General features: G+C 70.6%; 9 protein-coding genes. 5 read left to right on the top strand and 4 right to left on the bottom strand.

Translation table 11 applies throughout. From position 1 onward, the window contains the following. The first annotated feature begins 280 nt into the window (after positions 1-280). Together ACSRUE_RS31310 and ACSRUE_RS31305 are read left to right on the top strand one after the other, a co-directional pair. On the top strand, positions 281-955 hold the full coding sequence (locus tag ACSRUE_RS31310; RefSeq protein ID WP_441286789.1) for a universal stress protein: 675 nt from the start codon (positions 281-283) through the stop codon (positions 953-955). 231 nt (positions 956-1,186) lie between these two features. Further along, positions 1,187-2,554, top strand: coding sequence for a sialate O-acetylesterase (locus tag ACSRUE_RS31305; RefSeq protein WP_441286788.1), 1,368 nt, complete (start codon positions 1,187-1,189; stop codon positions 2,552-2,554). A gap of 213 nt (positions 2,555-2,767) precedes the next feature. Here the strand turns inward: ACSRUE_RS31305 and ACSRUE_RS31300 are convergent, their stop codons facing one another. Next, entirely contained in the window at positions 2,768-4,579 is a 1,812-nt protein-coding gene (locus ACSRUE_RS31300) for a hypothetical protein (RefSeq protein ID WP_441286787.1), read from the bottom strand. An 800-nt stretch (positions 4,580-5,379) separates the two neighbouring features. Here ACSRUE_RS31300 and ACSRUE_RS31295 point away from each other — a divergent pair. Together ACSRUE_RS31295 and ACSRUE_RS31290 are read left to right on the top strand one after the other, a co-directional pair. Further along, positions 5,380-6,372: a latent transforming growth factor beta-binding protein gene (locus tag ACSRUE_RS31295; protein WP_441286786.1), complete on the top strand. Its 993-nt coding sequence runs from the start codon at positions 5,380-5,382 to the stop codon at positions 6,370-6,372. A 71-nt stretch (positions 6,373-6,443) separates the two neighbouring features. Then, complete coding sequence (locus ACSRUE_RS31290; RefSeq protein ID WP_441286785.1) at positions 6,444-7,586, top strand: aromatic ring-hydroxylating oxygenase subunit alpha; 1,143 nt, start codon at positions 6,444-6,446, stop codon at positions 7,584-7,586. A 44-nt stretch (positions 7,587-7,630) separates the two neighbouring features. On the opposite strand, the gene ACSRUE_RS31285 is transcribed toward ACSRUE_RS31290, so the two are convergent. After that, a complete protein-coding gene (locus ACSRUE_RS31285; RefSeq protein ID WP_441286784.1) occupies positions 7,631-8,539 on the bottom strand; it encodes an SGNH/GDSL hydrolase family protein in 909 nt (302 codons plus the stop codon). 553 nt (positions 8,540-9,092) lie between these two features. Between ACSRUE_RS31285 and ACSRUE_RS31280 the strand changes: the two genes are divergently transcribed. Then, on the top strand, positions 9,093-9,911 hold the full coding sequence (locus ACSRUE_RS31280; RefSeq protein ID WP_441286783.1) for a hypothetical protein: 819 nt from the start codon (positions 9,093-9,095) through the stop codon (positions 9,909-9,911). Between the two features lie 36 nt (positions 9,912-9,947). On the opposite strand, the gene ACSRUE_RS31275 is transcribed toward ACSRUE_RS31280, so the two are convergent. Together ACSRUE_RS31275 and ACSRUE_RS31270 are read right to left on the bottom strand one after the other, a co-directional pair. Continuing rightward, positions 9,948-11,111 (bottom strand): zinc-binding metallopeptidase family protein, encoded by a 1,164-nt coding sequence (locus ACSRUE_RS31275; protein ID WP_441286782.1) that lies wholly within the window; start codon positions 11,109-11,111, stop codon positions 9,948-9,950. 222 nt (positions 11,112-11,333) lie between these two features. Continuing rightward, a complete protein-coding gene (locus ACSRUE_RS31270; RefSeq protein WP_441293150.1) occupies positions 11,334-14,234 on the bottom strand; it encodes a glycosyl hydrolase 115 family protein in 2,901 nt (966 codons plus the stop codon). Positions 14,235-14,703: the final 469 nt, after the last annotated feature.

Genomic DNA, 14,703 nt, shown 5'->3' with positions numbered 1-14,703 from the left:
TGCGCCGCGGCGCAAACGGCCGCGGGCTGCCTCGCAAGGCGCCCGCCCACAGCGCTCGCGGCGAGAGGAGCTCGCTCTCGGCTCGCGCGAAGCGTCCAGCTCGCGGGAAGAGCCCCGCTCGCGCGAGGGAGCCAGCGCGCGCGAACCCCTCCTCTCCGGCCCCCGGAACGCCTGGCATGCGGCGTGCAAAATAAAGTGTTCGACAGACGGGTAGATGAGCAGATGGGTAAAGCGAGGCGACCGCTGGTCGGGGCCTCGCATGGAGGGTGAGGAGGCTGTCATGTCGAGCGCAAACGCAACGAATCGGTTCATCGTCGTGGTCGGGATCGACTTCTCGGAGCCGAGCAACCGTGCGCTTGATCAGGCGCTCGAGTCCGCTTGCTGTCGCGAGAACGCCGAGGTGCACGGGGTCTACGTCGAGCCCGAGAGCTGGGTCGGCATCGGGCTCGCGCGGGCGCCCATGGCGGCCACCAAACCCGACGTGGCGCTCCAGCTGCTCCAGCAGCGCGCGAGCGAGCGCGTGAGCGCCATGGGCGACAAGCTCGACGGGGGGCGGCTGAAGCGCGTCGTCGTCCACTTCCGCCGCGGGGATGCGGCCGAGAACATCGCCCAGCTCGCCGCCGACCTGGACGCCGACCTCGTGGTCGTCGGCTCGCACGGCTACCGCGGGCTCGAGCGGCTGCTCCTCGGCTCGGTCGCCGAGCGCGTCTCCCGGCTCGCGCGCTGCCCGGTGTGGATCGTCCGGCCGAAGGATCACGCGACCGCCGGCCGGGTCCCCGAGATCGAGCCGCCCTGCCCGGAGTGCGTGAAGCACCGGCAAGAGACGGGCGGCGCAGCGCTCTGGTGCGCGCGCCACGCGGAGCACCACGTCCGGCCGCACCGCTACTCGTATGCGACCAACGGGGTCTACGCGGCGTCGAGCGCGGCCTACCAGTCGACGCCCGAAACGACGTGATCGCGAGGCGAGCTCGGCGGTACCGCGCGTCTGTCAGGCGCACAAACGCCCCATAGGTGCCCTGAGGACGCAAGGCGAGCGCCTGGCAAACGAGGCTCCCACCCTCGTGCGTCGTGGTCTCTCCGCGCGCTCTCCTCGATCGGCGCGGCGCCGAGGCGCCGCGCGCTCCCTCCGGTCGATCGCGATCCCGCCGCGTTGACCTTCCACCGCGCGCGGGGGATACACAGCGCCATGCAGCGGTCTTGCATCGCCCTGGCGGCTTTCGTGCTGTCCCTCTCCGCTCCCGCGCTCGCGCAGCCGGTGAAGGTGTTCGTCCTCGCCGGCCAGTCGAACATGGTCGGCTACGGCGTGGGCCGCCAGCTCCCGGTCGAGCTCCAGAGCCAGCCGGACGTCTGGTACGACCACTACAACCCCGACGCGCGTGAGGGAGGGCCGTACGCCGCGGCGACGAGCGCCGACTGGGGGCCGCTTGAGCCGAAGGGCGAAGCCCGCCGCTACGGGCCCGAGATCACGTTCGGCCGCGCGATCGCCGCGGCGTACCCGGAGCACCGGATCGCGATCGTGAAGATGGCGCAGGGGGGCACCAACCTCGTCGAACACTGGGGGCGCGGGCTCGCGCCGGATCCCGAGGTGCTCTACAAGTCGCAGCTCTACCACGCGCTCCTCGGCAATCTGGACTCCGCGACGTACGAGGGCGACCGCGCCCTCCGCTATCCCGAGGAGGTGACGCGGCTCGACGGTGCCCTGGCGCGGCTCGAGTCGGAGGGGTACGCGTACGAGATCGCCGCGCTCGTCTGGATGCAAGGCGAGAACGAGGCGGGGTGGTCGGCCGCGTTCTCCTACGGCGACACGCTGCGCGGCTTCATCGCGGCGATCCGCGCGGACCTCGGCGTCCCCGGGCTCCCGGTCGTGCTCGGCAGGGTCAGCGACAACCTCTACCCCGCGAACGGCGGGCCCATCGCCGCCGGAAGGGAGGCGAACATCGACGCCGTGCGCGCGGCGCAGGTGACCGTGGCCGAGGAGGACCCGCGGGTCGCGTGGGTCGACACGGACGACTTCACCGCGCGAGCGCCCGACGACGCGTATCACTTCGACTCCGCCGCGTACCAGCTCCTCGGCGAGCGCTTCGCCGAGGCGTACCTCGCGCTCGTCCGCGAGGAGGGCTCGTCGACCGCGTCGTCGGCGAGCAGCGCCGGGGGCGCGGCTGCAGAGGAAGGGAACGCCACCGGCGCCGGAGGCGGCGCCACCGGGGGTGGCGCCGCGGCCGGATCGAGCGGGAGCGCGGCGGCGGCGGGCGACGGCGGGAGCGCAGGCGAGGGGGGAAGGGGCGCCACGGCCGGATCGAGCGGGAGCGCGGCAGCGGCGGGCGACGGCGGGAGCGCAGGCGAGGGGGGAAGGGGCGCCACGGCCGGATCGAGCGGGAGCGCGGCGGCGACGGGCAGCGCCGAGGCCGCGGCCAGCTCGGGCGGGGTCGCGCCCGACAGCGCCGACGGCTGCGGCTGCCGGACCGCCGCCGGCCAGGGCCCCGGGGCAGCGGCAGCGCTCGCGCTGGTCGCGCTCGCGGGCCTGCGCCGCCGCCGCTCGCGCGGGCAGGGCTGAGCGCCGAGCGGCGCCTCGTGGAGAGCTGGTGGAGCGGGGAGGGGGCGCGCGCGGCGGCCGCGCCGGGAGTGGTGGAGCAGCCGCGCCGCGCTTCGTGGGAGAGGCCTCGTCGTCGCCTCATGGCGACGCGGAGGTTCATCGCTTCAGGGGCGCCGCAGGGGTCCGTCGTCAGGTCGTACGGACCCGCCTGCGAGCCTGCCCGTCATCGGGTCATCATTCCGGGACGCAGCCCTCCTGCGCCTCGCACACATAGCCGCTGCGGCAGTCGCCATCCGTCGCGCACGCGTGGTTGCAGGTGCTGTCCGATGCGCAGACGCCGCCCTCGGCGCAGTCGCCGTCCGTATCGCAGAAGCCCGTGCAGGAGCCGCCGGGCCAGGGGGTGTAGCAGAGACCGCCGATGCACTGGCTGTCGGCGGTGCAAGGGTCGCCGTCGGCGCCCTCGGCCGGCGCCGGGACGCAGCCCTCCGGCGTGCACGTATAGCCGCTGCGGCAGTCGTCCGTCGTCGCGCACGCGCTGTTGCAGGTGTCGTCCGATGCGCAGACCCCGCCGCCGGCGCAGGGATTCGATGCGTCACAGTAGCCCGAGCAGTAGCCGCCGGGCCAGCCCCACTCCTCGGGGACGCAGAAGAGGCCGGCGCAGTCGCCGTCCGCCGTGCAAGAGACACCGTCGGCGCCTTCGCCGGGCGGCGGGACGCAGTGACCCAGGTCCACAAGGCAGGTTGCACCGTCGCCCGTGCACTGAGCGTCGCTGGTGCAGGCCGGAGCGCAGAGCCCCGCCGTGCACCCATAGCCGTCGCGGCAGTCCGCGGACGTGGCGCACTCGATGAGGCAGTAGCCTGAGGCGCTGCAGATGCCGCCGTCGCAGTCGCTGTCATCCTCGCAGAGACCCGTGCAGAAGCCGCCCGGATAGCCGTCCACGGCCTCGGTGATGCAGAGGAAGCCACCGCACTCGGCGTCCGTCTCGCAAGGGCTGCCGTCCGGAAGGAAGCAGCCGCCGGACGCCTCGTGGCACGAGCCCACCTCCGTGCACTGATCGTCGCTGGTGCAGCCAAGCCAGCAGAAGCCGTCGTCGCACCTATAGCCGTCGCGGCAGTCGGCCGACGTCGCACACGCGGCCATGCAGATGGAGAGTGTGTCGTCCACCGGGATGCAGATGCCGTCGCCACAGTCGTCGTCCGACCCACAGCCGGCGGTACAGTAGCCGGAAGGCAAGCCAGACTCGCTCTCCACGAGGCAGAAGCCGCTCGCGCACATCGCATCGCTGGCGCAGGCAGCGCCTGGGCCACCGAGCTCGCCGCCGCCGGCGCTGGTGGTGGTGATCGACGTCGTGGAGGTGACGCTGCCGCCGCCGTCGCCGCCAGCGCCCGTGGTGGCCGCGGTCGTGGTGACCGAGGTCGTGGAGGTGACGCTGCCGCCGCCGTCGCCGCCAGCGCCCGTGGTGACCGAGGTCGTGGAGGTGACGCTGCCGCCGCCGTCGCCGCCGGCGCCCGTGGTGGCAACGGCCGAGGTCGAGGAGACGCTGCCGCCGCCGTCGCCGCCAGCGCCCGTGGTGGCAGCGGCCGAGGTCGAGGAGACGCTACCGCCGCCGTCGCCGCCAGCGCCGGTGGTGGCAGCGGCCGAGGTCGAGGAGGCGCTGCTCGATGAGGCCGAGCTCGAGGTGGTGCCGCCGCCCGCGCCGCCGCCGCCCGTGTCGCCGCCGCCGGTGCCGCCGGCGCCGCCCGCACCGCCGCCGCCCGTGTCACCGCCGCCGGTGCCGCCGGCGCCGCCGGTGCCGCCGGCGCCGCCGGTGCCGCCGGTGCCGCCGCCGCCGCCCGTGTCACCGCCGCCGGTGCCGCCGCCGGTGCCGCCGGTGCCGGCATCGCTGCCGCCGTTTCCTGTCGTGCTGCTGGCCGAGGTGGCGCCTTCACCGCCGGTGCCGCCGCCCGCACCCCCGCCGCCCCCAGTCCCGATGATCGTCGAGTCGTCGTCGCCGCACGCCGTCGTCGTCATCAGTCCAAGAACGAAGAGACACACCAAAGATCGCATCTTCATCCGCTGCTCTCCAGCCGGTAGGGGTCCAGTGACGCGGCGCCGGCCGTCGGAGGCAAGGAGCCGCAGCGCGATACGCGCGCACGCATCTTCTGTCGAAACGGCGCGGATGCCAACGCCTCTTTACTCCTTCACGGCGCTTTCGGGCGGAGGGCGCCCGCGCAGTCCGCATCCTACCTCGTCCACGCTCATCCGCGCCCCGGGGCCAGCGACGAGCGAAGCAGCTTTTCGACGGCCGAGCGCGCGCGATTGTCGCGTCCGCTCAACGTTCGTGGAGCGCGTTTTGGAGGTCGCGACGCTCTCTTCTCCACTCGTTTTCACCCGTTCCACCCGTCCGGCGAGCCGTCCTTGCCGACCTGCGCGTCTCTCTTCTCCTCAGCACCTTCCCGAGCCGGAGCGCACCTCACGATGTCCGTGAGGTTTCGGGCGTCCGCTCCTCAGCTCGCTGGCAAGCCCGAGCGCATCGAGCGCACCTCCCGAGTTCCGTGAAGTTCTGGCCATTCCGCCCCTGTCGCCACGAGCGCAGCGGCGGCCGCTGCCCCCGCCCGCTGTCGACTCAAGCGCCGCCTCGCGACGATTGACCGGCAGCCGTCGGAGCTGGTATAGGTAGCCGTTTTCTTTGAGTTGAATTTTCCAGTCACAGACGAAACGAAAGGCGGTCGGGCGCCGTGTGCGCAGGTGAAGGGTGCCCTGGTGCTTCCAGCGCCAGCCATGTCGTCTTGCCCTTGCCGCGTCGCGTCGGGGCCCTGCGCGTCCGCGGACGACCTCTCATTTCAGCCAGAGGATGAGGAGACCCCATGCGTGTCCGACACGTGATGATCACAGCAGCGATCGCCGGTCTATTCGCGGCCTGCGCCAGCTCGGGGAGCGATGATGGCAAGACCGAGCAGCCGGTCTACGGGACGGTCTGCGAGGCCCGCTGCGCCTGCGAGGACTGCTCTGGCGACAAAAAGGGCCTGTGCGAGGCCGACGAGGAGGCCAGCGCCAAGCGAGCCGAGGAGCGCTGCCAGGACGAGCACGCGGCGTACATCGACTGTGTCCGGCTGGAGGGCCGGTGCGTGGACGGTCATCACCTGGCGGAGGTCTGCGACGTCCTTGCGGCGGCCCTCCTGGGCTGTCTCGAACCCACGGGCCAATGTCCCAGCGCGGGTGATGGCATCTGCGACGAGCCCCAGGGCACCGGCAAATGCCCGGCCGGGACCGATGCCGCCGACTGCCTCTCTTCCTGTCCCTCGACCGGCGACGGCACCTGCGACGAGCCCGAGGGCACGGGCCGGTGTCCGGCGGGCACGGACGTCGACGACTGCAAGCTCGCGCCGTGCGACCGCGTGCTGGACGGCGTCTGCGACGAGCCCGAGGGCACCGGCCTTTGCGAGGAGGGCACGGACGTCGCGGACTGCGCGGCAGGCGCGCCGTGCGCTTCCAAGAACAACGGCGTCTGCGACGAGCCCGAGGGCACCGGCCTCTGCGAGGAGGGCACGGACCTCGCCGATTGCAACGCCACCCTGACCTGCGACGACCTCGACGAGTGCGGCAGCGACACGAGCGGGTGCGTCGGATGCGCGGCCCAGGGGAGCTGCGCCGATGAGCTCGATGCGTGCATCCTCGACGACGACTGCATCCTGTTCGCTCGATGCGCCGTGACCTGCAAGGACGGGGACGACGCCTGCTTCACCGCGTGCATGGACAGACATCCGGACGGAGCGCGGCTCTATCTCGACTACGATACATGCGTGAACTGCGACGAGTGTTATTACTCGTGCGGCAACGCCAGCATCCTCGGGTGCTGATCCGCAGCCGGCCCCCTGAGCCACTCCCGGGCGGCGCGATCCGCGCCCTCGTTCTGGTAGCATCGCCCGCCTTGCCGGAGCTCCCTCTCACCCCCGCCGATCTCGACGCGGTGCTGGCGCCGCTCCCCAGCGCCCGGCCGCTGCCCGCGCGCGCGTACTGGGACGAGGACGTCTTTGCCTTCGAGCAGGCCGAGATCTTCGGGCGCTCCTGGCTCTGCGTCGGCCGCGAGGACGAGATCGCCCGCCCAGGAGAGTGGCTGCTCGCCCCCCTCACGCCGGCGGGCGTCGTCGTCCTCCGCGGCGCCGATCTGGAGATCCGCGCGTTCCACAACGTCTGCCGCCACCGGGCGGCGACGCTGCTCGACGGCCCGTGCGGCCGCCTCGCGCACCTCGAGTGCCCGTACCACGGCTGGACCTACGAGCTCTCCGGCGCGCTGCGCGCCGCGCCCCACGCGCCGCCTGGCTTCGACCGCGGCGCGCACGGGCTCCTCCCGGCGCGCGCCGGCGCCCTCTTCGGCTTCCTCTTCGTGACGCTCGATCCCGGCGCGCCGCCGCTCGAGAGCGCGATCGGCGAGGCGCCGCCCTGGCTCTCGCGCCCCGGGCTGCGCTCGCTCCGGCGGGGCAGGCGGGTGGAGTACGAGGTCGCCGCGAACTGGAAGCTCTGCGCGGAGAACTTCCAGGAGTCTCACCATTTCCCGCGCGTGCACCCCGCGCTGGAGCGGCTGACCCCGTGCGACGACGCCGTGTCCTGGGGCCGGGGGGGCCCGTGGCTCGGCGGCGTCATGGACCTCGCGCCGGGCGCCGACACCGTCTCGACGAGCGCGGCGCCCGGCGCGCGGCCGCTCATCGTGCCCGAGGCGGAGCGGCGGCGCGTGCGCGACGCCATGCTCTTCCCGGGCCTGCTCACGAGCCTCCAGCCCGACTACCTGCTCACGTACCGGCTCGCCCCGCGCGCGCCCGACCGGACGCTCGTGATCGCCGACACGTACTTCCACCCCGCGGCGTTCACGAAAGGCTTCGATCCGGGCGACGTGTTCACCTTCTGGGACGCGGTGAACCGGGAAGACCGCGCCATCTGCGAGCGGCAGCAGCGCGGGATCCGCGCGCCCGGCTACACGCCGTCGACCTACGCCATGGTGGAAGACGGCGTCCACGCCTTCGACGGCCTGGTCGCGCGCAGGTACCTCTCGGCGCTCCGCGCGGGGACGGCATGAGCGAGCGCTGCGGCCGGTGGGGTCGCCCGTGGACCGATCTCTCGTTACTGGGCGACGCAGTTCTCCTTCATCACTTCCCAGACTGCATCTCCGGTGGCGATGCTACCGGCAGAGGTGGGGTGGATTCCGTCTTGCGTATAGTCGTTGTGTCCGTTCCAGGTCGGACGAAGGTCCAGCCAGTAGCACTTCGGCGACGTGAGCCCGTCGCACAGCTCCTTCATCTTCGGCCGGAGCGTGTCGAGGCAGCTCTTGAGCGACGAGAAGTTGTTTCCGATGGGGTCTGGATAGAAGAAATAGACCACCTTTTCGACGTTGTCCTTCTCCATGGTCTCGAACAGCGACTTCGCCGCCGCGAGGGCCCCGTCGCCGTCCCCTCTCAGCAAGCAGTCGTTCCCGCCGCCATCCATCAGCACGTACTTGATCATGCCGTTCTCCGCGGCTTTGCGGTACTGGCTGGGGATCTGATCGTTGGCCAGCGTCGTGCCGCTGACCGAGTTGTCGATGTAGCGGTCGTTCTGGGGGAGGGAGCCGTTCGCCTTGGCCTGCTTCTCGATCTGCTGCGTGATGCCGTGCGTCGCGGCGATGAACGATTCGCCGATGACCGCGACTTGATTCCCCTTGGTCTGGCCCTTGACGCACTCGGCCGGGTCCCCGCCCGTGCCGACCGTCTCTCCGCCGCTGGCCGAGCTGCTGGCCTCCGCGGTGCTCGCACTGCTGCTGCTGCTGCTGCTGCTGCTGCTCGAGGTGCTGCCGGCTGCCGCGCCTCCGGCGCCGCTCGTGGCCGTACCGCCCGTGCCCGTGGCCTCCGCGCTGCTGGTGGTGGTCCCGTCAGGGGCGCCTCCGCCGGTCGAGGACGTACCACCGTCATCGGCCTCACCACAGGCCCAGATGCCGATGCTCAGGAGACCGAGAACGCTCAGTTTCGTAGCAACGTAGGAACGTATCGACCTCATTTTATTTCTCCAGTGTCCGCTTGGCGCCGAGGTTTCAAGCGGCGAAAGCCACTTATTTCCTTGTATTGACAATTCAACCATGCATCGAAGAAGCCGCGTTCGCCCGATGCAGGTGACTGCCACGACGTCGTACCCAAGCCGGCTGACTCGATGTATAGGCATACTCGCCTATGCCTCGATGCGAGACGTCACGCGCATGTCGGTGGATTGAACAATTCGGGCGGGAGTCGAATTCGGTGCCTGCGCCACGGCCCATCCTTCTGGCAGGCCCCCGAGGCGTTCGGTCCCGAGCGCGGCTTCCCGCCCGCGCTGCGCGTCCATGCCGTTCGGCGGCGGACCGCGGCGGTGGTTCGGCAACCTGTTCGCGAGCGCGGCCCGCCCGCCGGCTGGGTCACGCGTGCGCCCGACCGGACGCTCGTGATCGGCGGCAGGTACTTCCACCCGGCGGCGTTCGCGCCGGGCTACGCCCCGTCGACCTGCGCCCTGGTGGAGGACGGCGCCCGCACGTTTGACGGCATGGTCGCGCGCGGGTACCGCTCGGAGCGAGGACGGCATGAGCAAGCTCTGCGGCCTGTGGGGCCGCCCGTACATCGACCTGTCGCCGCTGATCGACGCGGCGTGCTTCCCCGAGCTCGATCGCGAGATCGTGCGCGGCCTCTGCCGGGTCGAGCCCTCGTACACCGGCGGCAGCCTGAAATGGATGGGCGTGGTCGCGCCCTGGGTGCACGACGACCCGTACGTGGATTACGGGCAGGTCATCGGGGGCTTCTCGCGCGACGAGTTCTGCGACTTCATCGCGCTCGGCGACGACCCGTCCGCCTTCGATCCCGACCGGCGGCGCGAGTACACGTTCGGGGACGAGACGGATCACCCGCTCACGCGGGCGCAGATGCTGTACCTGAAATACCGCTACGGCGTCTATTTCCCCTGGAAGGTCTGCTATCATCTGCTCGAGAACGATCGCTGGGAAGACAAGCACTCGGGCGCAGGCAAGGACTTCTCGGCGGAGGCCAAGGCGATGTTCCCCCGGACGGTCGAGTTCATCCGGGGCCTGCCGTTCGTCGAGATCGGGCGGTGCGTGATCTTCGGCCTCGAGGCGAACGATCACGCGCCCGCGCACCGGGACACCGAGCCGGGGAGCGCGATCGGCGCGGCGCAGTCCATCTCGTTCGACCCGCGCGGCGACAAGCGCTTCTATGTCTGCGACAGGGCAGGGGAGGAGCGCACGGTCGTCCGCGCGCCCATCTACTGGTTCAACGACATGGATTACCACGGGGTCGAGCCGGACCCGTTCTTCCGGTACTCGATCCGCGTGGACGGCGTGTTCACGCCGGAGTTCGTGAAGCGGCTCCAGCGCCTGTACGGGCGGTAGGCGCGGGCGAGCGCCCCGCCGTGAGTGCTCCGCCGGCTAGCGCACCGCCGGCGAGGCCCCGTTCACCACGAGGTGGATGAACTGCAGCTTCGCCACGGCGGGGCGCGGCAGCACGAACGGGTAAAAGTCATGCTGGCCCATGCTGCGCGACATCTCGTTGAGCACGGCCGTCAGCTCCACCCAGGCGTTCAAGAAGCCCAGGAAGGTCTCGGCCCCTCGGTCGTCCGGCCGCCACAGCGCGTCCGCGCCCCATGGCTCGACGTCGAGCTCCACCTCGTCGGCGTCGATGCCGAAGCTGAGCGCCGTATCGACGGTGTCGACCATGTGGAGATAATGGGCCCAGGTCTCGGCCCAGTCTTCCCACGGGTGCATGCTGGCGTAGGCGCTGACGAAGCGCTCGGGCCAGTCGGGCGGCGGCCCCTGCTCGTAGTTGGCCTTCAGCGCGGCGGCGTAATCCTGCTGCTCGTCGCCGAACAGCTCCCGGAACGGCGCCAGCCACCCGCTGTCGCGCACCAGGCGGTCCCAGTAGTAATGGCCGACCTCGTGCCGGAAATGCCCGAGCAGCGTGCGGTAGGGCTCGCGCATCGCGGCGCGGGTGCGCTCGCGCGTGGCGTCGTCCGCCTCCTCGATGTTCAGCGTGATCACGCCGTCGGCGTGGCCGGTCATCACCCTGGGCCCGTCGGGCGGCGAGGCGAGGAAGTCGAAGCAGAGGCCGCGCTCCGGATCCTCACCGATCTTGGACTTCACCGGCAGGTTCAGCGCCAGGAGCTGCGACACGAGCCGTCGTTTGGCCATCTCGAGCAGGCGCCACAGCGCCTGGTGCTCGGCGACCGAGAGGTCTGGAATGGTGCGGTTGAGCCGGCACGCGGCGCAGAGCGCGGGCGCCTCCGCCGCCGCCGGGATCAGCCAGTTGCAGCCCGACGCCAGGTCGAAGTTGGCGCAGCGCCTGTAGCGCCGCGGCGGGTCCGCCGTGTCGTGCCAGATCTGCCAGGCGCCCTCGGTCGGACCGGCTTCGAGCGGCAGGACCTGGGCGCGCTCGGGCTCGTAGCCGAGCGGCGTCCTGCAGCCCAGGCATTCGCTGTTGCGGAAGAACACCGGCCTTTCGCACTGGCAGCGGTAGGCGCGCGGGGCGGTGGGCTGCTTGGTCCGCTTCCATGCGCTGCGCAGGCGCGCGATCAGGCTGTCGAAGCGATTGGTCATGGTGGGTTGAGCGGCCTCGATCGTGTCGGCCTCTGCTGGCGATCGCAAGGCTCGCAAGCCCTATGCCAAGCCTGCGGCTCGGCGCTCGCGACACGGGCAGGACCCGACGCGCCGTGGACGGACGTCGCGAAGTGTCTCGGTGTGGCAAGAATGCCGGCGACCCGATCCAGGTTGATACGCCGCGTCTCCCCGGCGCCTGTACTGCTTGCTGCGCGCGCCTCGCTACTTCGTCGCGCGGTAGCTCTCCGGGGGTCCCAGGTAGCTCGGCTTGAGCCCGCCCGTGTCCACCACGAGCTTCTGCACCACCACGGTCGGGTCGACCATCCAGAACTTCAGCACGTGCTCGCCCGGCTGCGCGATGGTGTGCGTGGTCGACGTGAGGTTCACGTTGTCGGACGTGTTCCTCTCCCAGGACTTGTTCATGGGAATGCCGTTGAGCGCGGTGGTGGTATTGACGATCTGCGGCTGCCCGTCGTCGATCGACACGGCGTACTTCAGGCCGTCGGAGTGCCGCACGTTGTTCCTCGGCGACAGGTAGGCCCAGACCGTCACCTTCCCGCTCGTGAAGAGGTTCATCTTGTACTCGAGGCGCGGGCTCTCTCCGCCGGGCGTCTGCCTCGCCGAGGTGACCGGGAACGGCGTCATGCCCGATTCCGTCCGGCCGATGTGCGGGATGAGCTGCCAGGAGATCGGATCCGCGCTCACGGCCCGGGTGAAATGCTCCGCCTCGATGGAGACGTAACCGTTGCTCTCCACGAACCCTTCGAGCTCTGCGAGGTTCACGGCCGGATTCTTGACAATGGCTTGCACGACCACGCTGCCGCCGCTCGGGCCTGTCACGGTGATGGGCACCTCCGTCGTCCCCTCGGGCGCAGCGCTCCAGTCGACGCTCACGAGGGCGCGCACCTCCTTCTCGATCTTGCCGTTGTTCGGCGTGATCTTCACCCACGGCACGGACGCCGCGATCTGGTAGTCGAAGGCCTGCTGCCCGCGGTTGAAGACCTCGATGTACTGCGCCGGGTGGGTCTGGAACGGGCTGAACTCGGGCAGCACCGCGGCCGTCCGCTCAGCGGGCCAGTACTTGTCGGACCCGTCGATGGCCACGCCCATGCTCGCGCTGTTCGGCACGTTGATCTGCTTGAGCGACGGCCAGATGAAGTCCTCCAGGACGGTGTTGTTCCTCTCCGGCTGCTGCCAGCCCGAGTCCGGATAGTTCCCGCCGTAGCCGATCTTGGGCTGCGTCTGGAAGCCCTTCCACTTCCCGCCGGCCAGCGTCTCGTTGTAGTAGCGCGACATCGCCTTGTCGTCGGCGAGCCGAGCCTCGGCGGCCGCGGCCATGTCGCCGGTCGCGGCGCGCCCCTGAGCGGCGTAGAGGATGTTCTTGAACCCGGCCAGGCGGAGCTCGTACAGGTTGGCGCTGGCCTTCACCTGATAGAGCACGAGCTGGTAGTAGGCGTCCCGGTACTCCTCCGGCAGCTCCTGGTTGAGGCGCTCCGCCTCGGCCGCGAGCGCCTGCCACTCCGCGACGACCCGCTCCGCCTCGCTGTAATTGGTCAGGCTGAACGGGCTGCCGTCGGAATAGACGATGGCGTTGTTCGGATCCTGGGCGATGTTGGCGCCGGCCCTGACCGTGATGAGCCGGTTGAGCAGCTCGGGCTTCCGGCGCGACTGGAGCCTCGAGTACATGGTCAGGACCTCGGCGATCTCGGCCGCGTGCTCCGGCCCGAACTGCTGCGCCGCCCACTTCCTCTCCCACACGGGGAGCCGCTCGATCGGCCACCGCTCGGGGTTCCACGCGTAGTCCAGGAAGAACTCGAGCGGGTGCTCCTCGTTCTTCAGGTCGCCGACGTTCACCATCCAGAGCCGATCGACGCCATAGCGGTACGACAGGTGAAGCTGCTCCCAGATGTTGGGGAGGAGGTTGGTGTCCACCCACTTGTAGTTCCGGCCGCCGCCCACATAGTCGAAATGGTAATAGAGCCCGTACCCGCCGGACCGCGGCGGCGCGGACAGATCGGGCAGCTCGCGCATGTTGCCCCAGTTGTCGTCGCACCAGTTGATGATCACGTCGTCCGGCGCCCGCATGCCGTCGTCCCAGAAGGCCTGGACCTCCTTGTAGAGCGTCCAGACCTGCGGGATGGTGGTGACGTCCTTGCCCGTGACCTGGCCCAGGATCTCCCGCTGCGCCTTCACGATCCGCTGCATCAGATCGATGTTGCCGCCGTTGTCGATGGGGAGGTCGCCGTTGCCGCGCATCCCGACGGTCACCACGCTCTCGTAGCTCCCCATCCGCTTGATGCCGTCGGTCCAGTACTTCTTCAGGAACTCCGTGTTCTGGTCGAAGTTGAACTGCCCGCTTCCATAGCGGTTCCACTCGTCCTGCGCCCGCATCATCGGGGCCTCGTGCGAAGTCCCCATGACGATCCCGTACTCGGCGGCCAGCTTCTGGTTCTCGGGATCGTCGTCGAAGAGCGACCTGCCCCACACGGCCGGCCACAGGTAGTTCGCCTTGAGGCGGAGCATCACCTCGTAGACCTTGGCGTAGAGCTCGTGGTCGAAGCCGTCCTGGTGGCTCGCGTTGGGCGCGGGGCCGAACGTGTTGCGGGCCCAGGTGCCCAGGGCGGGGTTCTCGTCGTTGATGAAGAAGCCGCGGTACCTCACCTTCGGCTCCCCCTGCGAGTAGCGCCCCGGCAGGATGTACAGCGCGGGGTGCCTGTGCGCCGGGACGTCGTCCCAGTAGTACCAGGGCGACACGCCGATGTTCCTCGAGACGTCGTACGCGCCGAAGATCGTCCCGCGCTGGTCGCTGCCGGCGATCACGAACGCGCGGCGAACGCCCGGCGCCGGGTCGCTCACGACCTGCAGGAGGGATGTCTCCCACTTGCCCTCGATCCCGGTGACGTCGAGCTTGTTGGCGCTCACCAGCTGGTCCACGAGCGGGCTCCTGCCCAGGGTCCCGATGATCACCACGTCGTCCGTGGCCGGGATCTCGTCGAGCGAGACCTGCGGTTCGATCCGGGTGACCCGGCCGATATCGGCCTTGAGATCGTTCACGACCCGGATGACGCCCGAGAAATCGCTCGAGCTCACGACAAGCGGCGCGGCCTTGCCCTCCGCGGCCATGGGGAAGCTGTCGGGGGTGGGCTCGAACGCGACGTACTTCTCAGGATCCTCCGGGTGGGGCGGGTCGGGATCTCCCGTCGACGAGCCGCCGGCGCCTCCTCCGGTCGCCGAGCCGCCGCCGGCGCCTCCTCCGGTCGCCGAGCCGCCGCCGGCGCCTCCTCCGGTCGCCGAGCCGCCGCCGGCGCCTCCTCCGGTCGGCGCGCCGGCGCCTGCTCCCGCCGTCGCGCCCGGATCGCCGGGCTTCGGCGAGGCTTCACGCGCGAGATGCGCGTGAGCAGGCGTGGACACGACCGCACAGCCCCTCGCTGCAACGAGGAATGGCTCGCTGATCGGCCTCAGAGATTCCCCGAGCGCGCCGATCTGATCACGCCTGCCACGGCGAGAGCGGCAGGCCCGTCGGCCCCGAGCGCGCCGGCTCCGGCGGGCGTACGGGGCCGCGCCACACTTCTTGGAGGTTCAGGTCCAGCCG

Origin of the sequence: Sorangium sp. KYC3313 (assembly GCF_052075895.1) — a bacterium.
GTDB classification, from domain to species: Bacteria; Myxococcota_A; Polyangia; order Polyangiales; family Polyangiaceae; genus Sorangium; species Sorangium cellulosum_B.
Note: the sequence above shows the minus strand (reverse complement) of the source record. Positions and strands in the feature narration are given on the sequence as shown.

Bases quoted from the DNA above. Each gene is read 5' to 3' on its own strand.
- ACSRUE_RS31280 (WP_441286783.1), top strand. From the start codon at position 9,093: ATGAGCAAGCTCTGCGGCCTGTGGGGCCGCCCGTACATCGACCTGTCG.
- ACSRUE_RS31275 (WP_441286782.1), bottom strand. From the start codon at position 11,111: ATGACCAATCGCTTCGACAGCCTGATCGCGCGCCTGCGCAGCGCATGG.
- ACSRUE_RS31310 (WP_441286789.1), top strand. From the start codon at position 281: ATGTCGAGCGCAAACGCAACGAATCGGTTCATCGTCGTGGTCGGGATC.
- ACSRUE_RS31285 (WP_441286784.1), bottom strand. From the start codon at position 8,539: ATGAGGTCGATACGTTCCTACGTTGCTACGAAACTGAGCGTTCTCGGT.
- ACSRUE_RS31295 (WP_441286786.1), top strand. From the start codon at position 5,380: ATGCGTGTCCGACACGTGATGATCACAGCAGCGATCGCCGGTCTATTC.
- ACSRUE_RS31300 (WP_441286787.1), bottom strand. From the start codon at position 4,579: ATGCGATCTTTGGTGTGTCTCTTCGTTCTTGGACTGATGACGACGACG.
- ACSRUE_RS31305 (WP_441286788.1), top strand. From the start codon at position 1,187: ATGCAGCGGTCTTGCATCGCCCTGGCGGCTTTCGTGCTGTCCCTCTCC.
- ACSRUE_RS31270 (WP_441293150.1), bottom strand. From the start codon at position 14,234: ATGGCCGCGGAGGGCAAGGCCGCGCCGCTTGTCGTGAGCTCGAGCGAT.